Annotated in this window: 20 protein-coding genes and 2 pseudogenes; 19 read left to right on the top strand and 3 right to left on the bottom strand. The window is 69.1% G+C overall.

The genetic code is table 11. The features are described from left to right. The first annotated feature begins 117 nt into the window (after positions 1-117). The 3 genes and pseudogenes from dinG (at position 118) to A9O67_RS11230 (ending at position 2946) form a co-directional block, all read left to right on the top strand. Positions 118-2274, top strand: coding sequence for an ATP-dependent DNA helicase DinG (gene dinG, locus A9O67_RS11235; RefSeq protein WP_068610339.1), 2157 nt, complete (start codon positions 118-120; stop codon positions 2272-2274). A gap of 157 nt (positions 2275-2431) precedes the next feature. Beyond that, positions 2432-2623: pseudogene (locus tag A9O67_RS13240) on the top strand (transposase); the annotation flags it as partial. A gap of 53 nt (positions 2624-2676) precedes the next feature. Then, positions 2677-2946 carry a helix-turn-helix domain-containing protein gene (locus A9O67_RS11230; RefSeq protein ID WP_068610337.1) on the top strand — a complete coding sequence of 90 codons (270 nt, stop codon included), beginning with the start codon at positions 2677-2679 and terminating at the stop codon, positions 2944-2946. Between the two features lie 116 nt (positions 2947-3062). Here A9O67_RS11230 and A9O67_RS11225 read toward each other — a convergent pair whose 3' ends face one another. Continuing rightward, entirely contained in the window at positions 3063-3959 is an 897-nt protein-coding gene (locus A9O67_RS11225) for a LysR substrate-binding domain-containing protein (RefSeq protein WP_068610336.1), read from the bottom strand. A gap of 173 nt (positions 3960-4132) precedes the next feature. On the opposite strand from A9O67_RS11225, the gene A9O67_RS11220 reads away from it, so the two are divergent. From A9O67_RS11220 to A9O67_RS11180, 10 genes and pseudogenes are all read left to right on the top strand, one after another. Further along, the gene (locus A9O67_RS11220; RefSeq protein ID WP_068610334.1) at positions 4133-4882 is read left to right on the top strand and encodes an SDR family NAD(P)-dependent oxidoreductase; all 750 of its coding nucleotides are present in this window, start codon (positions 4133-4135) and stop codon (positions 4880-4882) included. Between the two features lie 47 nt (positions 4883-4929). After that, complete coding sequence (locus A9O67_RS11215) at positions 4930-5916, top strand: TRAP transporter substrate-binding protein (protein WP_068610332.1); 987 nt, start codon at positions 4930-4932, stop codon at positions 5914-5916. 24 nt (positions 5917-5940) lie between these two features. Further along, entirely contained in the window at positions 5941-6459 is a 519-nt protein-coding gene (locus tag A9O67_RS11210; RefSeq protein WP_068610331.1) for a TRAP transporter small permease, read from the top strand. Then, entirely contained in the window at positions 6456-7715 is a 1260-nt protein-coding gene (locus A9O67_RS11205; protein ID WP_068610329.1) for a TRAP transporter large permease, read from the top strand. The genes A9O67_RS11210 and A9O67_RS11205 overlap by 4 nt, the downstream gene beginning before the upstream one ends. Positions 7716-7736: 21 nt before the next feature. Then, positions 7737-8591, top strand: coding sequence for a transketolase (locus A9O67_RS11200; RefSeq protein WP_068610327.1), 855 nt, complete (start codon positions 7737-7739; stop codon positions 8589-8591). Further along, positions 8588-9592 carry a transketolase family protein gene (locus A9O67_RS11195; RefSeq protein WP_068610325.1) on the top strand — a complete coding sequence of 335 codons (1005 nt, stop codon included), beginning with the start codon at positions 8588-8590 and terminating at the stop codon, positions 9590-9592. The genes A9O67_RS11200 and A9O67_RS11195 overlap by 4 nt, the downstream gene beginning before the upstream one ends. Positions 9593-9601: 9 nt before the next feature. After that, positions 9602-11611, top strand: a complete 2010-nt coding sequence (locus tag A9O67_RS11190) for a transketolase family protein (protein ID WP_068610323.1) — start codon at positions 9602-9604, stop codon at positions 11609-11611. Next, positions 11611-12570, top strand: coding sequence for a D-2-hydroxyacid dehydrogenase (locus tag A9O67_RS11185; protein ID WP_068610321.1), 960 nt, complete (start codon positions 11611-11613; stop codon positions 12568-12570). Before A9O67_RS11190 ends, A9O67_RS11185 begins: the two co-directional genes overlap by 1 nt. Positions 12571-12724: 154 nt before the next feature. Beyond that, positions 12725-13251: pseudogene (locus A9O67_RS13235) on the top strand (transposase); the annotation flags it as partial. Positions 13252-13458: 207 nt separating this feature from the next. Next, positions 13459-14772, top strand: coding sequence for a glycerate kinase type-2 family protein (locus A9O67_RS11180; protein WP_068610319.1), 1314 nt, complete (start codon positions 13459-13461; stop codon positions 14770-14772). A gap of 49 nt (positions 14773-14821) precedes the next feature. On the opposite strand, the gene xdhB is transcribed toward A9O67_RS11180, so the two are convergent. Both xdhB and xdhA read right to left on the bottom strand, forming a co-directional pair. Next, the gene (gene xdhB, locus A9O67_RS11175; RefSeq protein ID WP_068610317.1) at positions 14822-17200 is read right to left on the bottom strand and encodes a xanthine dehydrogenase molybdopterin binding subunit; all 2379 of its coding nucleotides are present in this window, start codon (positions 17198-17200) and stop codon (positions 14822-14824) included. Then, entirely contained in the window at positions 17197-18807 is a 1611-nt protein-coding gene (gene xdhA, locus A9O67_RS11170; RefSeq protein ID WP_068610315.1) for a xanthine dehydrogenase small subunit, read from the bottom strand. Before xdhA ends, xdhB begins: the two co-directional genes overlap by 4 nt. Positions 18808-18878: 71 nt before the next feature. Between xdhA and A9O67_RS11165 the strand changes: the two genes are divergently transcribed. The 6 genes from A9O67_RS11165 to A9O67_RS11140 are packed head-to-tail and all read left to right on the top strand — an operon-like array spanning position 18879 to position 25536. Then, positions 18879-19901: a LysR family transcriptional regulator gene (locus A9O67_RS11165; RefSeq protein WP_068610314.1), complete on the top strand. Its 1023-nt coding sequence runs from the start codon at positions 18879-18881 to the stop codon at positions 19899-19901. Continuing rightward, the gene (locus A9O67_RS11160) at positions 19898-21427 is read left to right on the top strand and encodes an ABC transporter ATP-binding protein (RefSeq protein WP_068610312.1); all 1530 of its coding nucleotides are present in this window, start codon (positions 19898-19900) and stop codon (positions 21425-21427) included. Before A9O67_RS11165 ends, A9O67_RS11160 begins: the two co-directional genes overlap by 4 nt. After that, complete coding sequence (locus tag A9O67_RS11155; RefSeq protein WP_068610310.1) at positions 21414-22469, top strand: ABC transporter permease; 1056 nt, start codon at positions 21414-21416, stop codon at positions 22467-22469. The genes A9O67_RS11160 and A9O67_RS11155 overlap by 14 nt, the downstream gene beginning before the upstream one ends. After that, positions 22469-23389: an ABC transporter permease gene (locus tag A9O67_RS11150; protein ID WP_068610308.1), complete on the top strand. Its 921-nt coding sequence runs from the start codon at positions 22469-22471 to the stop codon at positions 23387-23389. Before A9O67_RS11155 ends, A9O67_RS11150 begins: the two co-directional genes overlap by 1 nt. Positions 23390-23419: 30 nt before the next feature. Further along, on the top strand, positions 23420-24580 hold the full coding sequence (locus tag A9O67_RS11145; protein ID WP_068610306.1) for a BMP family ABC transporter substrate-binding protein: 1161 nt from the start codon (positions 23420-23422) through the stop codon (positions 24578-24580). Beyond that, complete coding sequence (locus A9O67_RS11140) at positions 24580-25536, top strand: aromatic ring-hydroxylating oxygenase subunit alpha (RefSeq protein WP_058616445.1); 957 nt, start codon at positions 24580-24582, stop codon at positions 25534-25536. Before A9O67_RS11145 ends, A9O67_RS11140 begins: the two co-directional genes overlap by 1 nt. Positions 25537-25540 lie beyond the last annotated feature (4 nt).

The raw sequence follows: 25540 nt of genomic DNA, 5'->3' as shown, positions 1-25540 counted from the left end.
GGACAGGCGGGGGAGCGGCAGTGTGTGAAGTGTTCTCCCTGATCCGTGGGGCGTCGCCCTCTCCGATGACGCGGATTATGGGGGTGAAACCCGGTGCGTGTGTCACACTCGGCCTCCATGAACACGACGGAGGCAACGGAGGACCTGGCCGCCCAGGCGCTGGAAGCGTTCGACGACCTGATCGCGGGCCAAGACGGTTTGCGGCCGCGTCCGGGGCAGCGGGAGATGGCGCGGCATGTGGCCTGCACATTGGCCCCCGTGACCCTGGGCAAGCCGGACGATGAGGCGGCCCCCGTCACGCGCCGCGTGGCGGTGATCCAGGCCGGCACCGGGGTCGGCAAATCGCTGGCGTATCTGGCACCGGCCATCGTGGCGGCCGTGGCCAAGCAAACGCGGCTCGTGGTGTCCACGGCCACTGTGGCCTTGCAGGAGCAGCTCGTGCACCAGGACCTGCCGGCCTTGGCGCAGCGGCTGCCGGTGGGTTTTCGCTACGCGCTGGCCAAGGGGCGCGGCCGCTATGTGTGCCGGCTCAAGCTCGAGCGCTGGCTGGCCGATCCGCACGCCGAGCCCGACCTGGCGGACGATGACGAAGTCCCCGCGGCGGGCGCCCCCAGCGGTGAGCGGCTGGCGTGGCTGCGTGCCCGGGCGCACGATCTGGCCCACGGCCGCTGGGATGGCGATCGGGACAGCCTGCCGGAGCCGCCGGAGCCCGCCTGGTGGTCGGCCATCGCGGCCGAGGCGGCGTCGTGCACGGCGCGCCATTGTCCGCTGTACGGGGGGTGCGTCTATTTCGAGCAGCGCAAGGCGCTGGTGGGCGCGCAGGTCATCGTCGTCAACCACGATCTGCTGTTGTCCACGCTGGGCTCGCGCCAGTTGCCGGAGCTGGATCAGTGCCTGCTGGTGCTGGACGAGGCGCACCACCTGCCGGCCATCGCGCTGGAGCAGTTTGGTTGCCGGGCGGGTTTGACGCGGCTGGCATGGATCGATCAGCTCGCCAGCCGGGCGCTCAAGGCGGGGCAGGAGGTGGAGCTGAATGCCCTGGCGGATGTGCCGCCCGCCGCCGCGCGGCTGCGCCAGGCGCTGCAGGAGGTGGCCCGGCTGGCGGTGCAGACCTGGGGCGCGCGGTTGCGCGAGGTGGTCGGCGACGGACAGCCCCTGTGCGTGCGCTTGCCGCGTGGCCGCCTGCCCGACGGCTTCGATGTCCCGCTGCAGGAGGCGGCCCAGGCCAGCGCGGCCTTTTTGGATGCGTTGCGCGCCGTCAGTGCCGCGCTGCGTGCGGCGCTGCGCGAGCGGCCGGACGAGGCGCGGCGGCTCTCCCAGTTGTACGCGCAGCTCGGCACCTTGGCCCCGAGGCTCGAGGCCGCCCACGACACCGTGCGCTGGTTGCTGCACGAGCCCCCCGAGGGTGAAGCGCCCCTGGCCAAGTGGTTCACACTGTCGGCCCTCGGGGCCGGAGCGGCCGGCGACACGGTGCGGGTGCAGGCCCATGCCAGCCCCATCCAGCCGGGCGGGCTGCTGCGGACCCGGCTGTGGAGCGGGGTGCGCGGCGCGGTGCTGACCTCGGCCACGCTGACCCCGTGCGGGCAGTTCGACTTTTTTCTGCGCGAGGCCGGGCTGGCGGACGATCCCGACGTCGAGACCCTGGCCGTGGCCAGCCCCTTCGACTATGCCGAGCAGGGGGCGCTGGTGCTGGGCGGCGTGTCGGTGGACCCCCGCGATGCGGCCGCCTACCAGGAGGCCGTGCAGGCCGCGCTGCTGCGCGATCTGCCGTCCGTGCGGCATGGGGCGCTGGTGCTGTTCACCGCCCGCGCACACATGCAACGGTTGGCTGCGGCGCTGCCCGCCGAGTGGCGCGATCGCGTGCTGGTGCAGGGCACGCTGCCGCGGTCCCGTCTGCTGGCGCGCCACCGCGAGCGGGTGGCCGCGGGCGAGCCGTCCATCCTGTTCGGCCTGCAGTCCTTTGGCGAGGGGTTGGACCTGCCGGGCCGCCTGTGCGAGGACCTGTTCATCACCAAGCTGCCCTTTGCGCCGCCGGATGATCCGGTGGGCGAGGCCCGCGCCGAGTGGCTGCGCGGCCGGGGGCGCGACCCGTTTCTGGATCTGGTCGTGCCCGCCACCGCCACACGGCTGCTGCAGTGGGTGGGGCGCGCCATCCGCACCGAGGACGATCGGGCCCGCATCGTGTGCTACGACCCCCGGCTGCTGTCCACCGGGTATGGCCGCCTCATCCTCCAGGGGCTGCCACCCTTCACCCGCCGACTGGAGGCGCCATGACCCCCACCCCCGACACCCCCCGTGAGTGGCTGACCCACCTGTACCGCACGGCCGTCGAGCGCGCCCAGCCTGCCCGCCAATTGGCCGCCCACCTGCCCCCACCACGGCCCCCGGGGGTGCCGCCGCGCATCGACGTGCTGGAGGCCGCGCACCCCGTGCCCGACGCGGCCGTCCCTCGGTGTCGCCCGAAATGCTGCTCAAGGCGCTGCTGCTGCAAATCCTGTTCTCCATCCACGGCGAGCGGTTTCTGGTGGAGGCCATCGACGACAACCTGCTGTACCGCTGGTACGTGGGCCTGAACCTGGAGGACAAGGTCTGGGATCACCCCACCTTCAGCGGGCGGAGTCAATAATCAAGTGCAACGCCCCTGATCTGCCTTGCACTCGAGCCTGCCACCGTCCCATGGGAACGCACTACCAGCACCTGAGCGCCGAGGAGCGCGCCACCATCATGATCCTGCTGCAGCAAGGTTGCTCGGAACGCGGTATCGCCCGCACGCTGCAACGCTCGCCTTCGACAATCACGCGCGAGATTGAGCGTGTGCTGCAATGGCCGCAGCGCGTGGGCTCCGTGCCGGCAGGCAGCAGCAGCTGCACCTACGATGCGCGGGCAACCGGCGCGCGCGCCCATGTGATGCGGCGCAAGCGAAGGTGCTGCCCCAAGCTGCACTAGGATGGGGTGCTCTTTGGGGTGGTGCACCACTTTCTGCTGGAGGGCTGGTCGCCTGCTCAGATTGCCGGGGCGGTTCAGTTCACCTTTTCAACGGACTGTTAAGCGTGGCCCAGATTTTAGGCAGCCTGCATGCTGCGAGCCGCTTCCTGATGGATCCAAGTGAGAAAGGCCTCTACCGGCGCGCGTCGTGCGTGGCGGGCCGGGTAGACGAGGAAATGGGCTTTAACCCGCAGGCTTCGCTCGATGCCGAACACTGGGCGCAAACGGCCCTCGCTAATGTGGCGCTGGGCCAGCACCGTACTTTCCAAGGCGACGCCCAAACCGAGGATGGCCGCCTCCATGGCCATTTGCGCGCGATCGAAGCGCAAGGCATAGCGCTGCGGGGCATGCAAAGCGCTGTGTGCGGCAAACCAATCACTCCATTGCACAACGTTGACATTGCTTTGAATGAGCGGTATGTGCAGCAGTTGTTCGATGCGTTTGAGGCGGTGCGCGCGGATAAAGGCCGGACTGGCCAGGGGCGTGATCGGCTCTTCGAACAGGGGTTCGACGACCAGATCGCCCCAGTTGGGCACGCCGTAGCGGATGTCCAGATCGGCCTGGCCCAAGGCGAAATCGCTGTGGGTGTGGGCGGCCGATAAGTTCAGCGACACCTCGGGGTGGGCTTGTGCAAAGGTTGGCAGCCGTGGCATCAGCCACAGCATGGCGAGGCTTGGCGTGCTGTGCACGTACAGGCTGTTGGATACCCCGTGCTGCACGTCATCGGTGGCGGCATGGATGGCCGCAAGCGCGCCGGCAATGCGCGACAGGTAGGCCTCGCCGGCGGCACTGAGCCGCACGCCATGCGCACTGCGCTCCAGCAAGCGCACGCCCAGCTGCGCCTCCAGTCGCGCGATCTGATGGCTGATGGCCGATGACGTCAGATGCAGCTCCATGGCCGCCAACGCGAAGCTGCGACGCCGGGCCACGGCCTCGAAGGCTTGTAAGGCCGCGATCGGGGGCAGGTGAGCCATAGGGTCCTCCCGGGTATTGCATGACAGACGTTCATCTTACGTTGAAAAAACATCGCTTGTGATTATTCAAAAAGACGTCCACCATTCGACTCAGACCTCAAAGCCCGCTGCGGCCGTGGGTGGGACGGGCTGTGGGGTGGTAGCGTTCTTCTCGTGATCAGGAGTGATGCAGCATGTTGTTGAAAGACAAAGTGGCCCTTGTCACCGGCGCAGCCGGTCCCAACGGCTTGGGTTTTGCCACGGCCAGACTGATGGCCGACCATGGGGCGCAGGTGGTGATTCAAGACCTGGCGCACGCCGAGCCTCAGGCTGCGGCTGCCCGCTTGGGGCCGCAACACCTCGGCGTGGTGGCCGATGTGACCGATCAGGCGGCTTGCCAGGCGGCGGTGCAGGCGGTGCTCGAGCGCTATGGCCGCATCGACATTTTGGTGAACAACGCCGGCATCACCCAGCCGCGCAAGACCTTGGACATCACCCCGGCCGACTACGACGCGGTGCTGGATGTGAATTTGCGCGGCACGCTGTACATGTCGCAGGCGGTGCTGCCCACCATGCGCGCGCAGCGCAGCGGCGCCATCGTGTGTATCTCGTCGGTCAGCGCGCAGCGCGGCGGCGGTATCTTGGGCGGGCCGCATTATTCGGCGGCTAAAGCCGGTGTGTTGGGCTTGGCGCGGGCCATGGCGCGCGAATACGGCGTGGACGGCATCCGCGTCAACAGCGTCACCCCGGGTCTGATCGCCACCGACATCAACAAGGGCCTCATCCCCGAGGACCGCATGAAGAGCATCCTGGAGCAAATCCCCCTCAACCGTATCGGCGAGCCCAATGACGTGGCCGGCAGCGTGTTGTTCCTGGCCAGCGACTTGGCCAAATACCTCACCGGCGTGACGCTGGATGTCAACGGCGGCATGCTGATCCACTGAAGACCACGCTGCGACGCAGCGCACCCTTTGCAACGAGGAGACACACCATGCAACGCAAAACATTCTTGAAAACAACCCTGGCTGCCGCGGTGCTGCTGGGCTGCGGCTGGGCCCAGGCGCAAAGCATCAAACTGACGCTGGGCCATGGGGCGGCCCCGGGCAACCCTCGCCACGAGGCCGCCGTGAAATTCGCCGAGGTGGTCAAGGCCAAGTCCGGTGGGCGCATCGAGGTGCAAGTGGCCCCATCGGCGCAACTGGGCGACGACGCGGCCATGGTGACGGCCTTGCGCAGCGGAGCGCTGGATCTGAGCGCCAACTCGCAAGGCGCGGTGGCCAATGTGGTGCCGGAGTACGCCGCTTTTGGCATGCCATTTTTGTTTGCCGACCTGCCTGCCGCATGGAAGCTGCTGGACGGGCCGCTGGGCAAAGAGCTGGCCGACAAGAGCGAGGAAAAGGGCTTGATCGTGCTGGGCTACTGGGACAACGGCATTCGCCACATGACCAACAGTAAAAGGCCGCTGACGAAGCCGGAGGACCTCAAAGGCTTGAAGATGCGCACGCCGCCCGATGCGGTGACGGTGGACATCATGAAGGCGTTGGGCGCCGAGCCGCAGCAAATCAAGTTCAGCGAGCTGTACGTGGCCTTGCAACAAGGCGTGGTCGATGGCCAGGAAAACCCCTTGATGAACATCCACGCCAGCAAGATCTACGAGGTGCAAAAGCATCTGGCGCTGACGGGACACAAGTACGAGATGACCCCGTTTCTGATGAGCAAGCGCAGCTGGGACCGCCTGTCGCAGGCCGACCGCGCCGCGCTGCGCGAGGCTGCGGCGGAGGCCACGGCTTTGCAGCGGCGCTTGTCGGCCGAGGCCGATGCCAAGCTGTTGGACGACTTGAAAGCCAAAGGGGTGCACGTCACGCAACCGGATGTGGCCGCTTTCCAACGCGCCACGGCTATCGTGTCTGAACAGTGGGGTGCCGGACCGATCGGGCCGTTCGTCAAGAAGGTGGTGGCCGCCGCGCGCGGTCATTGAAGCGATCCGCCGGAGTATGTGGCGATGACGCAGACAGCCCAGACGACCTGGCTGGACCGCGTGGTGGAGGTGGTGTGCGTGGCCGTGTTGGCTGCGGCCACCGCCGCCATCTTCGTGATCCTGTGCGCCAACACGATATTGCGTTACCTCACGGGCAGCAGCCTGTCTTGGGGAAACGAAGTACCGGAGCTGTTGTTTCCGTGGTTGGTGATGGCTGGCATCGTGCTGGCGGCGCGTCGCGGTGCGCACATCGCCACCGACTTCATGGTGCTCATCTTGCCAGCGCGAGCGTTGCGCGCCGTGCGGGTGGTGGTGTGGCTGGCCGTGGCGGGACTGCATCTGACGCTGGCGGTGGCCACCTTGCAGTTGCTGCCCATCGTGCATGACGAACGCTCGCCGATTCTGCGCGTGCCGGGTTCGTGGACCTATGGCTGCGTCATGGTCGGGTTGTCGTTGCTGGCCGTTTTGGCGTTGCAGTCGGCGTGGCAGTCGTTCGGGACATCGGCGCGCACGAACCCCCAACACGCGCAGGAGGCCTCATGAGCGCATTAATCTTGCTGGTGTTCTTGGGGGCGTTGGTGCTGGCCATGCCGATCGGCCACGCGCTGCTGGCCGCAGCGCTTGTGGCGGCAGCCAGCAACGAGCGCGTGCCGCTGGACCTGTTGGTGCAGCAGATGGTGGCGCAAGTGCAAAGCTTCCCGCTCATCGCGATCCCGTTTTTTATGCTCACGGGCTCACTGATGATGGGCGGCAAGCTCGGTGAGGCCTTGGTGGGCATGCTGTCGGCGCTGGTGGGGCGCTGGCAAGGCGGTCCGGCGCAGGTCAGTGTGCTGTCGTCCACCGTTTTCGGCGGGGTGTCGGGCTCGGCCGTGGCCGATGCCACGGCCATCGGGGCGTTGTTGTTTCCCTGGCAGCGGCGGCTGGGCTATCCGCCGGCGTTTTCGGCGGCGGCCCTGGCCTCGTCGGCCACCATCAGCATCCTGATTCCGCCGTCCATCCCGCTGATTCTGTACGCCGTCACGGCCAATGCCTCCATCGCCACCTTGTTTCTGGCCGGGGTGCTGCCGGGGCTGCTGCTGGCTGCCGGGTTCATGGGCGTGTGCTGGTGGGTCGGCAAGCGCCGCGGGTTGCCCCGCAGCGGCGAGGCGGCGCAGCGCGGCACGCTCAAACACCATGCCTTGTATGCCACGCCGGCGTTGCTGCTGCCGGTGCTGATCGTGGTGTTGCTGCGCTTTGGATTTGCCACCCCCACCGAAGTGGCAGTGTTGTCCACCTTGTACTCGGCGCTGGTGTCGGCCCTCATCTACCGCGACTTGAGTCTGCGTCGCTTGCTCGATGCCGTTATCGAGGCCGGCGTGACGACTGGGGTGGTGTTGTTCGTCATCATGGCCTCGGCTGCCATTGGCTGGCTGCTGACCTTCGACCAAATGCCGCAGCACTTCGCCCAGTGGGTGCACGACAACGTCGATGCGCGCTGGGCGGTGATTGCGCTTATGAATGTGCTAATGCTGTTTTTGGGCATGTTCATCGATCTGCCTGCGGCGGTGCTGCTGCTAACGCCGGTGTTCCTGCCTCTGGCGCAGGGCATCGGCATGGACCCGATCCAGCTGGGCGTGATGATGGTTGTCAATCTGGCCATCGGGCTGTACACGCCGCCGATGGGTACCACCCTTTTCATCACCAGCGCCCTGGCACGCGCGGGCATTGCGCATACGGTGCGCGAGCTCGGGCCGTTTTACTTGGTGGCGTTGTTGGTGTTGCTGCTGGTGTCTTACGTGCCGGCATCCATCCTGAAGTGAGCTCTCTTTGGAGAAACGAACATGACCACCGATGACGCGCGCTTGCGCGAATTGTCCGCCGTGGCCTGGCGCATCCGGCGCTATGCCGTGCGCATGGGCGAAGTGCAAGGTCAGGGCTATGTGGGGCAGGCCCTGGGCTGGGCCGATGTTTTGGCGGTGGCCTATGGCCATGCGCTGCGGCTGCGGCCCGAAGACCCGCAATGGGAGGGGCGCGACCGCTTTTTGCTTTCCCACGGCCACTATGCCATCGCCCACTATGCGGCCCTGATCGAGGCGGGCATCGTGCCGGAAAGTGAGCTGGAGACCTACGGCAGCGACGACAGCCGCCTGCCGATGTCGGGCATGGCGACTTATACCCCCGGCATGGAAATCTCCGGTGGCTCGCTCGGGCAGGGGCTGGCCATCGGTGTGGGCATGGCGCTGGCGTTGCGGCACAAGGCCAACCCGGCTTTCGTGTATGTGTCCATGAGTGATGGCGAACTCGACGAGGGTGCCGTGTGGGAAGCCGCGCTCAGTGCCAGTCACTGGAAGCTGGCCAACCTGATCGTGATGGTGGACATCAACAACCAGCAAGCCGATGGCCCGTCCAGCCAGGTGCTGGGCTTTGAGCCTTTGGCCGACAAATGGCGGGCCTTTGGTTGGCACGTTCAACGCATCGACGGCAACGACCTGGCGCAAGTGCTGCAGGCCTTCGACAGCGCGCGCGCTTGGCCGCAGGCGCAACCGCGGGTGATCCTGTGCGACACCCTCATGGGCAAAGGCGTGCCGTTTCTGGAGCAGCGCGAGAAAAACCACTTCATCCGCGTTGACCCGCCCGAGTGGCAGCAAGCGCTGGACATCCTGGACCGCAACCGCCCCGAAGGAGCGTTGGCATGAGCACGACTGCGTCCACGCCGCGTCTGAAAACCTCGGCGATGATTGCCTCCATCGCCGCCGAAGGCCAGCGCGTGCGGGCTGCGCCGTTTGGCAAGGCATTGGTGGCCCTGGCCCAGCAGCGGCCCGAAATCGTCGGGCTGACCGCCGACTTGGCCAAATATACCGACTTACACCTGTTTGCCCAGGCCTACCCCGAGCGCTACTTTCAGATGGGCATGGCCGAGCAGCTGCTGCTGGCCGCCGCCGGCGGCATGGCCAAGGAAGGCTTGCTGCCCTTTGCCACCACCTACGCGGTGTTTGCCACGCGCAGGGCCTATGACTTCATCCATCAAGTCATCGCCGAAGAAAACCTCAACGTCAAAATCTGCTGCGCGCTGCCGGGTTTGACCACCGGGTATGGCCCCAGCCATCAGGCCACCGAAGACCTGGCCATGATGCGTGCCGTGCCTGGGCTGACATTGGTGGATCCGTGCGACGCGCTGGACATCGAGCAGGCGGTGCCGCAGATCGCTGCCCATCCCGGGCCGGTGTACATGCGGCTGCTGCGCGGCAACGTGCCGATGGTGCTCGACGAGATCGAAGGTTACCGCTTCGAGCTGGGCCGCGCCAAGCTGCTGCGTGACGGCGATGACGTACTCATAATCAGCAGCGGCTTGTTGACGATGCGAGCGTTGGAGGTGGCCGACGACCTGGCTCGCGATCGCATCGGCGTGGCCGTGCTGCACAGTCCGACGATCAAGCCGCTGGACGAAGCAACCATTTTGGCGCAGGTGCGCTACAAGCACCGCCTAGTGGTCGTGGCCGAAAACCACAGCGTCGTCGGAGGCTTGGGCGAGGCCGTGGCCAGTGCCTTGCTGCGCCATCGTGTGCAGCCGGCGCGCTTCGAGTTGGCCGGGTTGCCCGACGCTTTCCTCGATGCCGGGGCGTTGCCCACGCTGCACGAGCGCTACGGCATCAGCCGCCAGGCCTTGGCTGCGCGCATCAAGCGCTGGTTGGCGTAAGGGCAGGCCATGAGCGAGCTTGCTTTCCAGCATCGCATGGCCCACGCGATCCGGTTGCTGGCCATCGATGCCATCGTGCGCGCCGGTGAGGGCCACCAAGGTGTGCCCTTGGGCATGGCCGAGGTGGCCACTGCCTTGTACCGCCGGCACCTGAAATTCGACCCGGACGCGCCCGACTGGCCCGATCGCGACCGCGTGGTGCTGTCCAATGGCCATGGCTCGATGCTGCTGTACGCGCTGCTGCATTTGTGCGGCTACGAAGCGTTTGGCATCGAGCAGCTCAAGACCTTTCGCGAGTTGGGCTCGCACTGCGAAGGTCATCCCGAGCGCTGCGTGGCCCACGGCATCGAAGTGACCACGGGTCCGCTGGGGCAGGGCATTGCCAACGCGCTGGGCATGGCCGTGGCCGAGGCGTATCTGAACGCACGTTTTGGCGACGAGCTGGTCGATCACCGCACCTGGGCGTTCGTCGGCGACGGCTGCTTGCAGGAGGGCATCGGGCAGGAGATGATCCAGATGGCCGCCCACTGGCGGCTGGGCAAGCTCACCTTGCTGTGGGACGACAACGCCATCACCGATGATGGCAGCACGGCGTGGTCCATCAGCGAAGACGTGGCCGAGCGCTTTCGTGTGGCTGGCTGGCACGTGCAAGAGGTGGACGGTCACGACCTGCAAGCCCTGGACGCTGCGATGGCTGCGGTGTACGACGACCCCCGTCCGTCGCTGATCGCCTGCAAAACGGTGATTGCGCGGGGCTTGGCCCGCCTGCAAGGCCAGCGCGGTGGGCACAGCGCCAAGCTCTACCCCGAAGATGCCGAGCAGGCGCGGCGCGATCTGGACTGGCCCCATCCGCCGTTCGAGCTGCCGCTTGATGTGCTGGCGGCCTGGCGCGCCTGTGCAGCGCGAGGCCGGGCCGAGCGGCAGGCCTGGCAGGCCCGTGTGCAGGCCTTGCCCGCCGCGCAACGTCAGGCGCTGGAGCGTGTGATGCGTGGCGACCCTCCCGAGGGCTGGTGCGAGGTGCTGCACCAATACCGCCGCGAGGCCGTGCGCCGCGAACCCGCCAGCAGCGGCATCTTCATTTCGGCGGAAATCCACCAGCGCCTCAACGCCGTGTGGCCTGAGCGATTGATCGCCTGCGCCGACCTGGAAGCACCGATGGGCCACAAACGCGATATACGCGCCTTCACCGCGCAAGACCGTGGCGGCACCTATTTGCACTGCGGTGTGCGAGAACACGCCATGGGTGCCATGGCCGTTGGGATGGCGGCCCACGGCGGGGTGGTGCCGCTGGCACTGACCTACTTGGCCTTCAGCGATTACGAGCGCCCCGCGATGCGCATGGCGGCGTTGATGCGCTTGCCGGTGTACTTCGTGTTCAGCCACGACTCCATTGGGGTGGGCCGCAATGGCCCGACGCATCAGCCTGTGGAAACCCTGGCCAGCCTGCGGGCCATGCCCCACATGTGGGTGATGCGCCCCGCCGACGCGGTGGAAGCGTCCGAGTGCTGGGAGCTGGCCCTGCAAAGGCGCGACGGGCCGGTCAGTCTGATCTTTCCGCGGCAGAGTTTGCCGCACCTGCGTCAGCACGACGACAGTGCGGCCAACCGCTGCGCCCGCGGTGCGTACGTGCTGCACGAAGCCGCCGGTACGCGGCGGGTCACGCTGCTGGCCACCGGCTCCGAGGTGGTGTTGGCCGTGCAAGCGCGCCAGCTGCTGCAAGAACGGGGCATCGGCACCGCTGTGGTATCCATGCCGTGCTGGGAGCTGTTCGCCCACCAAGACAGCACCTACCAGCAGGCCGTGCTGGGCCCGGAGGAGGGCGTGCGCGTGGCCTGCGAGGCGGCGGTCGATTGGGGCTGGTGCCGGTGGCTGGGACCGCGGGGGCGTTTCGTCGGCATGCGTGGCTTTGGCGTCAGCGGTCCGGGGCCCCAGCTGTACGAGCACTTCGGGATCACGCCCCAACAAATCGTGCAGCAAGCCCTGCAAGCCTTGGGTGAGTCTGCGCAGGAGCACGTTTGATGCACCACATCGTCTTTTTGGACCGCGCCACCCTGGCCCCCGAAGTGCGCCTGCAACGCCCGGCGTTTGCCCACCACTGGACCGAACACGAGCGCACCACACCCGAGCAGGTGGTGGACCGGTTGCGCCAGGCCACCATCGCCATTACCAACAAAGTGCCTTTGACCGCACAGGCCTTGACCCAGCTGCCGCAACTGCGTCTGGTGGCGGTGGCGGCCACCGGCACCGACTGTGTGGACAAAGCCGCTTGCGCGCGCCAGGGGGTCATGGTGTGCAACATCCGCAGCTACGCCGTGCACACCGTGCCCGAGCACACGATGGCGCTGATGCTGGCCTTGCAGCGGCAGCTGTTCGCCTATCGCGACTCGGTGCGGGCGGGCCGCTGGTGGGACAGCGGGCAGTTCTGCTACTTCGACCACCCCATCGCCGATTTGGCCGGGTCCACCTTGGGCCTGGTCGGGCGGGGCGAATTGGGCCGGCGCGTGGCTGCATTGGCCCAGGCTTTCGGCATGCAGGTGCTGTGGGCCGGCCGCAAAGGGCTCACGCGGGTCGAACCGCCCTACACGCCGTGGGACGAGGTGCTGTCACGCTGTGACGTGCTCAGCCTGCACTGCCCCCTTACCCCCGAGACGCGCCACCTGCTGGCTGAGGCCGAGTTCCGCGCCATGCCGCGCCGCCCCCTCATCATCAACACCGCTCGCGGTGCCCTCATCGATGAAGTGGCTTTGGAACGTGCGCTGGACGAAGGGCTTGTCAGCGGTGCTGCGCTCGACGTTGCCAGCACCGAGCCGCCGCCGCCCGAGCATGTCGCGATGCGCTTGGCGCAGCGACCCAACGTGATCCTGACGCCGCACGTGGCCTGGGCCTCCCGGCAAGCCCAGCAACGCCTGGCGGACCAGTTGATTCAAGTGCTGGAGGCTTTTGTTGCCGGCCGGCCGATGAACCAAGCGTCGCACTAACAGGCCGTTGAAGATCTCCCCCGCGGCCGCCCGTGCTGCCGATACCATGAGAGCCACGGCGACGACCATATATCAGGCGGCAAAGATGAGAGGCACACAGAACTTTCAGGTGGAGATGTTCAGCCACATCAGCCTGGAAGAGCGGGTACCGGCCAGCGTCGACGGCACTCTGATCGAAGCCTGGGCTTCGCACATGAGCATCAAGCGCAAAAACGATGACCACCCGCCCACAGCGGGGCGCAACGCCGAGGTCGACTTCCAAGACGGGCGGCGCCGCAACGACACCTACGCCAGCACGACAGATGCCGGTGCGCGACAGTACAAGAAGGACGCAGGCGACAAAGCCCGCCGACGCACCGTGGGGGTGGACGAGGGCTATTATGACTGCCGTGCCTTTGTGCAGGGCTGCCGTGAGCTCGGCATGACCCCGCAAGTGGTGGCCAAGGCCAGGCACTCTGCCATGGACGGCTGCACCCGGCGGCAAGAAGTCTACAAGGCGATCCTCAAGGCGCGCAAGCGCATTGAGGATGCCTATGACTGGATCAAGACCGCGGGGGGCTGGCCAAGACCAAACTCATCGGGCATGCCACGCTGGCGGGGCAGGCGCTGCTTTGCTTTGCCGCGTACAACCTTTTGCGCATGGGCTCCATTGCCGGCTGGTTGGATGCGCATCATGTGTGAATCACGGCCTCAGTGCGCCCAGGGGCGAACAGCCCCCAAAGGGGGTGCCCGCCCAAGCGGCCATCGGAGCCGAGAAAAACGCCTTGCGCCGGCTTCTGGCTCGCGCAAACGGATACATCGTCGCTTCGATGAGTTTTTTTCAACGGCCGGTTATGGCCGCCTCATCCTCCAGGGGCTGCCCCCCTTCACCCGCCGACTGGAGGCGCCATGACCCCCACCCCCGACACCCCCCGTGAGTGGCTGACCCACCTGTACCGCACGGCCGTCGAGCGCGCCCAGCCTGCCCGCCAACTGGCCGCCCACCTGCCACCTCCGCCGCGCGGGCGCACGGTCGTCGTCGGGGCCGGCAAGGCCGCGGGCGCCATGGCCCACGCCCTGGAGGCGGCCTGGCCCGCGCAGGCCCCGTTGAGCGGCTGCGTGGTCACGCGCTACGGCCACACGCCTCCGCGGCCCCCGGGCGTGCCGCCGCGCATCGACGTGCTGGAGGCTGCGCACCCCGTGCCCGACGCGGCCGGGGTGCACGCGGCGCAACGGCTGCTGGCTTCCGTCCAGGGGCTGGGGCCCGACGACCTCGTGATCGCGCTCATCTCCGGCGGGGGCTCGGCCCTGCTGGGCCTGCCGGTGCCGGGCCTGGATCTGCCCGGGTTACAGGCCATCACCCGGGCGCTGCTGGCCAGTGGCGCGTCGATCCACGAGATGAACGTCGTGCGCAAGCACCTCTCCCGCATCCAGGGCGGGCGGCTGGCGCTGGCCGCGGCGCCGGCCCCCGTCTGGACGCTGGCCATCAGCGATGTGCCGGGGGACGACCCCGCCGTGATCGCAAGCGGCCCGACGGTGGCCGATGCCAGCACCGACGCCGACGCGCTGGCGGTGCTGGACCGCTACGGCATCGCGCTGCCGCCCGCCGTGCGGGCGGATCTGGCCGCGGGGCGGCACGAGACACCCAAGCCCGACCATCCGCGCTGGGCCATGTGCACGGTGCGCCTGATCGCCACGCCGCACGCTGCCCTGCAGGCGGCCGCCGCCGAGGTCGAGCGCCTGGGGCTGCGTGCCTATGTGCTGGGCGATGCCCTGGAGGGCGAATCGCGCGAGGTCGCCCGGGTGCACGCCGGGCTGGCCCGCTATGCCCTGCAAGGGCGCGGGCCGTTGCGCCCCCCGTGCGTGATTCTGTCGGGCGGCGAAACCACGGTGACGGTGCGCGCCCCGGCACAAGCACCGGGCCAGCGCCCGCGCGGCGGGCGGGCGGCGGAATTCGCCCTTGGCCTGGCGTTGGCGCTGGACGGCGCCCCGGGGGTATGGGCGCTGGCGGCAGACACGGACGGCATCGACGGCACCGAAGACAACGCTGGCGCCTTCGTCACCCCGGACACGCTGGCGCGCGCCCGGGCGCTGGGTCTGTCGGCGCGCGATCACCTGGACCGGCACGACAGCTACGGTTTTTTTGCCGCGCTGGATGACCTGCTCGTCACCGGGCCCACGCACACCAACGTCAACGACTTTCGCGCGCTGTGGCTGCGCTGATGGGGCGCCCGCCGTGACGCCGCCGAACGCCCGCCCGACTGGCCGCTCGCTACCCTGCCTGGCAGGCGCGCCAGATCCGCTCCGGCGTGGCGGGGGCGTCCAGCGGCAGCGGGCCATCGGCCGGCAGGCCGGCGCGGCGCCGCGCGCTGGCCACCGCGTCGCGCACCGCCTCCCACACGCTGATGGCCAGCATGAACGGCGGCTCGCCCACCGCCTTGCTGCCAAACACGTTGTCTTCGCGGTTCGGCTCGGGCCAGAGGTCGATGCGCCAGTGCGGCGGCAGGTCGCCGGCGGCGGGGATTTTGTAGGTGCTGGCCCCGGTGGTCCACAGGCGCCCGTCGTCGCGCCAGACCAGCTCTTCGGTGGTCAGCCAACCCATGCCCTGCACAAAGCCCCCTTCGATCTGCCCGACGTCGATCGCCGGGTTGATGCTGCGGCCCACGTCGTGCAACACATCCACGGCCAGCACCCGCAGCTCGCCGGTCAGGGGGTCGATGGCCACCTCGGTGCACGCCGCCCCGTAGGCGAAGTAATAAAAGGGCCGCCCCGTCAGCGTGGTCTTGTCGTAGTGGATCTTGGGCGTGCGGTAAAAGCCGTCGCTCCAGAGCTGGATGCGGTTGGCGTAGGCCTCGCGCACCACATCGTCGAAGCGCCGGCGCGCCTTGGGCGAGAGGACCCAGCCGCCTTCGAAGCGGATCTCCCCCGCGCCGCAGCCGTCCAGCCCGCAGACGAAGGCGGCCAGATTCTGGCGCACGCTGGCGGCGGCGTATTGCGCCGCGCGGCCGTTGAGGTCGGTGCCGCTGGAGGCCGCGGTGGCGCTGGCGTTGGGCACGCGCGCGGTGTCGCTGGCGCTGACCTGCACGCGTGCCACCGGCACCCCCAGTTCGTCCGCCACGATCTGGGCCACCTTGGTGTGCAGGCCTTGGCCCATCTCGGTGCCGCCGTGGTTGACCAGCACGCTGCCGTCCGTGTACACATGCACCAGCGCGCCGGCCTGATTGAACAGCGTCGCCGTGAAGCTGATCCCAAACTTGACCGGCGTGAGCGCCAGGCCCCGCTGCAGCACGGGGCTGCGCGCGTTCCACTCGGCGATGGCGGCGCGCCGCTGGGCGTAGCGGCAGCGCTCGGCCAGCGTGTCGATCAGCGGCCGCAGGATGTTGTCCTCCACCCGCATCTGGTAGGGCGTGGTGTCGCGCCGCGGGGGCAGGGGGGTGCTGCCGGCCGGAAGCGGCACGGTCCACGTCGGCGCGGGGGCGTCGTCGTACAGGTTGCGGTGGCGCACCTCTAGGGGGTCCAGGCCCAGGTGGCGCGCGATGTCACCGATCAGCGTCTCGATGGCGATCATGCCCTGCGGGCCGCCAAATCCGCGAAAGGCCGTGGCGCTTTGCTTGTGGGTGCGGCAGCGGTAGCTGTGCAGCGCCACATGCGGGACGAAGTAGGCGTTGTCGCTGTGAAAGACGGCCCGGTCGGCCACCGGTCCGGACAGGTCGGCCGAGAAGCCGCAGTCCACGTACATCGACAGCTCCAACCCCAGGATGCGGCCACCGTCGTCGAAGCCCACTGCGTAGTCGTAGGCAAAGGGGTGGCGTTTGCCGGTGATCAGCATGTCGTCGTCTCGGTCCAGCCGCAGTTTGACGGGGGCGCCGACCTTGTGCGCCGCGAGCGCCGCCCAGACCGCGACATGGCCCGCCTGCGTTTCCTTGCCGCCAAAGCCCCCGCCCATGCGCCGGCACTCCACCCGCACACGGTGGGTGGCCAGGCCCAGCGCATGCGCCACCCAGTGCTGCACTTCGCCCGGGTGCTGGGTGCTTGACAGCACGGTCCACTGGTCCTGCTCCTGCGGGATGGCCAGCGCGATCTGGCCCTCCAGGTAGTAGTGTTCCTGCCCACCGACCGCAAAGGCCCCCTGCAGCCGGTGCGGCGCCTGTGCGATGGCGGCGGCCGCGTCCCCGCGCCGCACATGCACCGGCGGCAGCACATACGCCCCTTGCGCATGGGCGGTGCGCGGGTCCAGCACCGCGGGCAGCGGCTCGATGTCCGCTCGCACCGCGCGGGCTGCCGCGCGGGCCGTGCGCACATCGTCCGCCACCACCAGCCCGATCACCTGGCCCACGTGCTGCACCGTGTCGCGGGCCAAGACCGGCTCGTCGTGCGCGAAGGCCGCGAGCACCGGATCGCCCGGAATGTCCTGGGCCGTCACCACGGCGCGCACCCCGGGCAGGGCGAGGGCGGCCGACACGTCCAGCCCGCGCAGCCGCCCATGTGCCACTGGCGACAGGATGGGGGCCGCGTGGAGGGTGCCGCGCGGCTCGGGCAGGTCGTCCACATAGGGCGCGCGGCCGGCCACTTGGGCGTGGGCGCTCTCGTGGGCGATGGGGGACCCGCAGGCGGGCCCGGTCCCGGTATCGAGGGGCAGGGCGGCGTTCATGCGCGCTCCTCCGCCGTGGTCTGCAGCAGTGCCTGCCACGGGGCGTGTTCATCCAGCCGCACCGGGGGCGCATCCGGCGCCGCCGCCGTGGCCAGCCAGGTGCGCCACAGCAGGTTGCCGAGCACGGCGCGACGGTACGCCGCGCTGGCCCGCCCGTCGCTCAGCGGTGCAAACTCCGATTGCAGCGCGTCCATCGCGGCGCGCACGGTGTCGGCCTGCCAGAGCTGGCCGCGCAGCGCGGCTTCGGCAGCGCGTGCGCGCGTCGGCACGGGGGCCACGCCGCCGGCGCCGATGCGGGCCTGCACCACCCGGCCCTCCGTATCGCGCCAGAGCGCCAGCGCCAAACAGACGGCGGAGATGTCGTCCTCGAAACGCTTGGACACCTTGTGCGCATGCACCTCGGGCCACGCGGTGCCGTTGCCGAGCGGGATGTCCAGGTAGCCCACCAGCTCGTCCGCGGCCAGCGCGGTTTGCCGGTAACCGCGGTAGAAATCCTCCAGCGGCAGCCGGCGTTCTTCCGGGCCGCGCGCTCCGTGGCGCAGCAGCACCACGGAGGCGCCTAGGGCGATCAGCAGCGGCATCGAATCCCCAATGGGCGAGCCGTTGGCGACATTGCCCCCCAGGGTGCCCCCGTGGCGGATGGGTTGGCCCGCAAAGCGGCCGAAAAAGTCGCGCAGGCTCGGCCAGTGGGCCTGCAGGGCGGCAAAGGCGTCGTGCAGCGTCGCCGCCGCGCCGATGCGCAGCGTGCGCCCATGCGGGCCGTCCTGCGTATCGATGCGTTGCAGCGCGGCGCAGCGCGACACATCCAGCACCTGGGTCAGACGGCGGTGCTGCTTGGTGATCCACAGGCCGGCATCGGTGCCGCCGGCCACCACGGGGACGTGGGGCCAGCGTGCCCGCGCGGCCAGCAAGCTGTCCAGATCGCGCGGTGCCAGGTAGGCCGGGGCCGCCGTGTCGGGCAGGGGGGCGGGGGGCTGCGCCGCCGGCTGCGCGGCCGCCAGCAGGGTGTGCAGCGCGGCCGTGTCCACGGTGGCGGGGGGCAGCGCGGTCATGGCTTGGGCGGCGTCCAGGATGGGCCGGTAGCCGGTGCAACGGCACAGGTTGCCCGACAGGGCCTCCACCGCCTCGTCGCGGGTCACCGGGGTGCCCGCGGGGCGTCCTTGGTACAGCACGAACAGGCTCATCACGAAGCCGGGCGTGCAAAAACCGCACTGCGAGCCGTGGGCGTCCGCCAGTGCCTGCTGCACGGGGTGCAGGGGGCCGGTGCGCGCGATCAGCGGATCCTGCGTCAGATCCTCGGCGGTCCAGACGGCACAGCCGTTGGCCGCATGGGCCAGCCGAATGCAACTGTTGAGCGCGCGCCAGCGCAGTGCGCCGTCCGGTCCGTGGTCGGCCACGGCCACGGTGCAGGCTCCGCAGTCGCCGCTGGCGCAGCCTTCTTTGACGCTGGTCAGCCCCAGGTCCTCGCGCAGCAGGGCCAGCAGCGTGCGGTCGGCCGGCACGGCGTCGAGCTGGCGGACCCGTCCGCGGTGCACCAGGCGCAGGGGTGGCGGGGGACTGGGCGGCGCCCCGTGGGCGTTCGCGGGAGCGGCGGTGTCGGTGCTCATGGGCGACAGGGTACGCGCACGGGCGAGCGCTGTCATGTCGCCGGGATTATGCGAGGCATAATCGATGCGGTATGTCACGACCGGTTCCCTGGGACAGCATCGACATCCATTTGATACGGGTGTTGCACACGGTGTTGACCGAACGCAGTGTCACGCGGGCCGCCGTCCGGCTGGGGATGCACCAGCCGGCGGTCAGCGCCGCGCTGCGCCGCCTGCGGCGACTCACTGGCGACCCGCTGCTCGTGCGCACCGGTGCGGCCATGGTGCCCACGGCGGTCGCCCAGCGCATGATCGCCCCCGCCGCCGAGATCCTGCGCCAGGCGGAAACCATGCTCGGCGGCGCGCGCGCCTTCGATCCGGCCAGCAGCCCGCACACCTTCGCGGTGGCGGCGAGCGACTATCTGGACCCCTGGTTTTTGCCGCGGCTGGTCGCGCGCGTCAAGGCCGCGGCGCCGCTGGCCCGGCTGGACATCCAGCCCCTGGCCGGCAGCACCGACTACCGGCAGCGCCTCGCGCTGGGCGAGGTTGACGTGGTGATCGGCAACTGGCCCGCGGTGCCGGACGATCTGCACCAGGGGCGTTTGTTTGGGGACGAGGTGGTTTGCCTGGTGTCCACCCGCCATCCCGCCCTGCGCCGGGGCTGGACCTTGGAAGACTGGCTCCAGGCCGACCACGTGGCCCCCACGCCGCTGGCCCCTGGCGCGCGCGGCGCCATCGACGAGCACCTGGCCCGGCAGGGGCTGACGCGCAACATCGTCGTGCGCTGCCCGCACTTCGGACTGATTCCGGCCATGGTCAGCCAGAGTCTGCTGGTGCTGACCACCGGGCGGCAGTACTGCCAGCGGTTTTTGCAGGCGCTGCCGGTGGCCATCGTCGAGCCCCCGCTGGCCTTTCCGCGCCTGCTGTACTACCAGCTCTGGCACGACTGCACGCACGGTTCGCCCGCCGCCCAGTGGCTGCGCCAGACCATCCGCGAAGTGGCCGCGGGCTTGGCTGATCCGCCGCCCGACGGCCAAACCCCGTTACCATCCGCACCTTCGCGCCGCCGCGATCCGGCCCGCGCGCCCATGATCGGCACCGACCCCGCGCCATGAGCCCTCCGCCCCGATTGCAACTGCACCACATCACCAAGCGCTACCCCGGCGTGGTGGCCAACGACGGCGTCTCGCTGGAGGTGCTGCCGGGCAGCATCCACGCCGTGCTGGGCGAAAACGGCGCCGGCAAATCCACCCTGATGAAGATCATCTACGGGGCCGTCAAACCCGACGACGGCGCGATGCTCTTCAACGGCCGTCCGGTGCATGTGCGCAATCCGCAGGAGGCGCGTGCGCTGGGCATCAGCATGGTGTTCCAGCACTTCAGCCTGTTCGAGACGCTGACCGTGGCCGAGAACGTCTGGCTCGGCCTGGACGCCACGCTGTCGCTGCGCGAGGTGACCGAATCGATCGAGATCAAGGCCCACGAGTACGGTCTGGAGATCGATCCGCGCCGGCCCGTGCACACACTGTCCGTGGGCGAGCGCCAGCGGGTGGAGATCGTGCGCGCGCTGCTGACCCAGCCGCAACTGTTGATCCTGGACGAGCCGACCTCGGTGCTCACGCCGCAGGCGGTCGAGCGCCTGTTCGTCGTGCTGCGCCAACTGGCCGCCGAGGGCTGCAGCATCCTCTACATCAGCCACAAGCTGCACGAGATTCGCGCCCTGTGCGACACCTGCACGGTGATGCGCGGCGGGCGCGTGACCGGCGTGTGCGATCCGCGGCAGGCCAGCAACGCGGACCTGTCGCGCCTGATGATCGGCAGCGAGCCGCCCACCCTGCCGCCCCACCGCGCGCCCAGCGGGGATGTGGTGCTGGACGTGCGCGGCCTGACGCTGCCCAGCGGCGAGCCGTTCGGCACCGATTTGCACGACATCGCCCTGCAGGTGCGCGCGGGCGAGATCGTCGGTATCGCGGGGGTGTCGGGCAACGGCCAGCGCGAGCTGCTCTATGCGCTGTCGGGCGAAACGACGTCGGCCCCCGCGGGCTCGGTCCGGCTGGCGGGGCGCGACATCGCCCGCGCCGGTCCGGGGCGGCGGCGCCGGCAGGGCCTGCACTTCGTGCCGGAGGAGCGCCTGGGCCGCGGGGCCGTCCCCACGCTGGGGCTGGCGCACAACCTGCTGCTGACGCGCCGCGACGCCGTGGGGCGCGGCGGCTGGCTGCGCCTGGGGGCGCTGCGGGCCCAGGCCAACGACATCATCGCGCGTTACGGGGTCAAGGCCGCGGGGCCGGATGCCGCGGCCAAGTCGCTGTCGGGGGGCAATCTGCAAAAGTTCATCGTCGGGCGCGAGATCGAGGCCCGCCCCTCGGTGCTCATCGTCTCGCAGCCCACCTGGGGGGTGGACGTGGGGGCGGCCGCGCAGATTCGCGGCGAAATCGTCGCCCTGCGCGAGGCGGGCTGCGCGGTCCTGGTCGTCAGCGAGGAGCTGGACGAGCTGTTCGAGCTGTGCGACCGGCTGTATGTGATCGCCCGCGGCCGGCTCTCGCCCTCGGTGCCGGTGGCCGAGGCCAGCGTGGAGCGCATCGGCGAGTGGATGTCCGGCTTGTGGCCCCAGGCCGAGGAGGCGCGCCATGCTGCGGCTTGAGATGCGCCCCCAGCCCTCGGCGGCGTGGAGCTACGCCTCGCCGCTGCTGGCCATTGCGTTGACCGTGCTGATTGGCATGGCCCTGTTTGCCGCGCTGGGCAAGGACCCGGTGGCCGGTCTGCGCGTCTTTTTCTGGGAGCCGGTGCGCAACGCCCGCGCCTGGAGCGAGCTGCTGCTCAAGGCCACGCCCCTGCTGCTGATCGGCCTGGGCCTGGCGATCGGTTTTCGCTCCAATGTGTGGAACATCGGGGCCGAGGGGCAGTTCGTCATCGGCGCGGTGTGCGCCAGCGGCACGGCCCTGGCCTTGCAGGGGGCGGGTTTTGCGGTCTGGCCCCTGGTGCTGCTGGCGGGCGTGGCGGGCGGGCTGACGTGGGCCAGCCTCACGGCGCTGCTGCGCGACCGCTTCAACGCCAACGAGATCCTGGTCAGCCTGATGCTGGTCTATGTGGCCGTGCAGGTGCTCAACTACCTGGTCTACGGCCCGTGGAAGGATCCGATGGGCTTCAACTTCCCGCAGACGCAGCGCTTCGACGTCACGGCACAGGTGCCCCGGCTGTTCGAGGGGCTGCGCGTCCACCTGGGATTGCTGCTGGGCCTGGGGGCGGTGGTGGCGGTCTGGCTCTTTTTGTTCCGCACGCGCGCGGGTTTTGCGCAGCAGGTCGGCGGGCTGGCGCCGGCGGCCGCCCGCTATGCGGGGTTTTCGTCGCGCACGGCGCTGTGGGTGGCCATGGGCGTCACCGGGGCGCTGGCGGGTCTGGCCGGGGCGTTGGAGGTGGCCGGTCCGGTGGGCCAGCTCACGCCCCACGTGCCGGTGGGCTACGGGTTTGCGGCCATCATCGTGGCCTTCGTCGGGCGCTTGCACCCCGTGGGCATCGTCGGCTCGGCCCTCCTCATGAGCATGTTCTACATCGGTGGCGAACTGGCCCAGTCCCGCCTGGGGCTGCCCAAGTCCATCACTGGGGTGTTCCAGGGCCTGTTGCTGTTTGCGCTGCTGGCCTGTGACACGCTCATCCACTATCGTCTGCGCTGGAGGAAGGGCTGATGGAGTCCGTTGCCCTGCTGATTGCGGCCTCGCTCAACGCCGGCACGGTGCTGGCCATCGCGGCGCTGGGGCTGCTGATCAACGAGAAGGTGGGCGTCGTCAACCTGGGCGCCGAGGGGCTGATGCTGTGCGGCGCGCTGGCCGGTTTTGCGGCGGTGGTGCACTTTGGGGCGCATCCGCTGGGCTTTCTGGCCGGCATGGGGGTGGCGGCGCTGCTGTCGCTGGTCTTCGGTTGGCTGGTCATCTACCTCAACACCAACCAGTACGCCACCGGGCTGGCGCTCAGCCTGTTTGGCGCCGGGCTGTCCGCTTTCGGGGGGCAGCCCTACACCCAGTACAAGCTGCCGGAGCTGGTCGCGCCCCATGTACCCCTGCTGGGGGATCTGCCCTTTCTGGGCGCCGCGCTGTTTCGCCAGCATGCGCTGGTGTATGCGGCGGTTGCGCTGGCGATAGGGTTGGTGTGGTTTTTTGACCGCACACGCACCGGACTGGTGCTGCGCAGCGTGGGCGAGAACCCGGAGTCCGCCCACGCCCTGGGCTACCCGGTGCGCCGCATTCGGCTGCTGGCGGTGGTGGTCGGGGGCGCGCTGTGCGGGTTGGCCGGGGCCTATGTGTCCACCGTCTACACGCCGCTGTGGGTCGAAGGCATGATCGCCGGCAAGGGCTGGATCGCGCTGGCGCTGACCACTTTTGCCACCTGGCGGCCGGCACGGGTTTTGCTTGGTGCGTATCTGTTTGGCGGCGTGACGATGCTGCAGTTTCACCTGCAAGGCATGGGGGTTCAGGTGCCCAGCCAGTTCCTGACCATGATGCCCTACCTGGCCACCATCGTGGTGCTGGTGCTGATTTCCCGCAGCCCGCTGTGGATCCGCACCCACATGCCCCAGTCCCTGGGCAAGCCGTTTTATCCCGGGTCGTAACATCCCCCTTTTTCACACAGGAGTACTTCCATGATCGATGCGAACAAGCGCGAATGGCTCAAGACCGCGGCCAAGGCCGCGGCGCTGGGGCTGGTGGCGGGCAGCGCCCTCGTGGGCTGCGGCAAGAAAGAGGAGGCCGCCCCCGCCGCGGCCCCCGCCCCGGCCACGCAGGCGCCCAAGCCCGAGCCGTTGAAGGCCGCCTGGGTCTACGTCGGTCCGGTGGGCGATGCCGGCTGGTCGTTTGCGCACGACCTCGGCCGCAAGGCGGTGGAGGCGCACTTTGGTGACAAGGTGCAGACCACCTTCGTCGAGAGCGTGCCGGAAGGCGCCGACGCCGAGCGCGTGATCCGCGACCTGGCCGCGCAGGGCAACAAGATCATCTTCGCGACGTCGTTCGGCTACATGGAGCCGATGCTGAAGGTGGCGCAAGAGTTTCCGGATGTGAAATTCGAGCACGCCACCGGCTACAAGACCGCGCCCAATATGCGCATCTACGACGCCAGTTTCTACCAGGATGCGTACATGGCGGGCATCATCGCCGGGCACATGACCAAGACCAACACGCTCGGCTTCGTGGGCTCCTTCCCGATTCCCGAGGTTTTGCGCAACATCAACGCGTATGCCTTGGGCGCGCAGACCGTCAAGCCCAATATCAAAGTCAAGGTCGTGTGGGTCAACAGCTGGTTCGATCCTCCGAAAGAGACCGAGGCCGCACAAAGCCTGATCAACCAGGGCGCCGACGTGCTGCTGCAAAACACCGACTCCACCGCCGTGCTGCAGACCGCCGAGAAGAACGGCAAGTACGCCTTCGGCTGGGACAGCGACATGAGCAGCTTCGGCCCGAAGGCGCACCTGGCCTCGGCGGTCGTCAACTGGGGTCCGTACTACGTCCAGGCCGTGCAGGAGGTGCTGGACGGCACGTGGCAGACCAAGCGCACCGTCTGGGGCGTCAAGGAAGGCCTCAACGACCTGATCAAGATCGCCGACGTGGTGCCGGAAGAGGCCAAGAAGAAGGTCGAAGAGGTCAAAGCGGGCCTCAAGAGCGGCGAGTTCGAGGTCTTCACCGGCCCGATCGTCGACAACACCGGCAAGGAAGTGCTGGCCAAGGGCGTCAAGGCCGACCAGGACTGGAAGGACAAGGTCAACTTCTTCGTCAAGGGCGTGGAAGGCAAGATCCCGGCTGGCAAGTGATGGTCGAGCGCGACCACTGGTGGCCGGTGGCGCTGGCCGATGACGTCGGCGCGGCGCCGGTGCCGGTTACGCTGCTGGACGAGCCGCTCGTGCTGTGGCGCGACGGCGCGGGTGCGGTGCAGGCGTTCGCCGACCGCTGCCCGCACCGCGGCGCGCGCCTGTCCCTCGGCGCGGTGGTGGAGGGGCAGCTGCGGTGCCCGTACCACGGCTGGCGCTTCGACGGCGACGGCCGCTGCCGCGCGATCCCGGCGCTGCCGGGCTTTGCGCCACCGGACGGTCACGCCGCCTGCCGCCATGCGGTGGCGCAGGCGCACGGGCTGCTGTGGGTGTGCTTGGGCACCCCCGTCGCGCCCGCGCCGCCGTCGCTGCCCCCTCTGCCGCCGCGGCGCGTCGTGCACGGGCCGTTCGACGTGGCCACCAGCGCCCCGCGCGCGATCGAGAATTTCCTCGACACCGCGCACTTTGCCTACGTGCACGAAGGCTGGCTCGGCGCGCCGACGCACGCCGAGGTGCCGCCGTACGAGGTGACGCTGACCGCCGACGGCCGCCCGGTCGTGCCGGACTACCCGGCCTGGCAGCCGCGCGCCACTGCCCGCGCGCAGGGCGGCGCCTGGGTGCGCTACCGCTACGAGGTGCTCAGTCCCTACGCCGCGCTGCTGCAGAAGCAGCCCGAGGGCGACGCCCCGGCCGACGCCTACGTCATGTGGGCCTGCCCGACGACGCCGGAAACCTGCCGCGTCTGGTTCGTGCAGCACACCACCGACACCACCACCCCGGACGCGGCGCTGCGCGAGTTCCAGAGCGCCATCTTCGCGCAGGACCGCCCGATCCTCGAGTCCCAGACCCCGAAGCGCCTGCCGCTCTTCGGCGGCGAGGCGATGTGCGCCGCCGACCGCCTGAGCGCCGCCTACCGGCGCTACCTGCGCGCGGCCGGCATCACCTTCGGCGTCTGCTGAACAG

It is taken from the genome of Tepidimonas fonticaldi (assembly GCF_001675355.1).
In the GTDB taxonomy this organism is placed as follows: domain Bacteria; phylum Pseudomonadota; class Gammaproteobacteria; order Burkholderiales; family Burkholderiaceae_C; genus Tepidimonas; species Tepidimonas fonticaldi.
The sequence above is the reverse complement of the archived record's forward strand: the minus strand, read 5'-3'. Positions and strand labels throughout refer to the sequence as shown.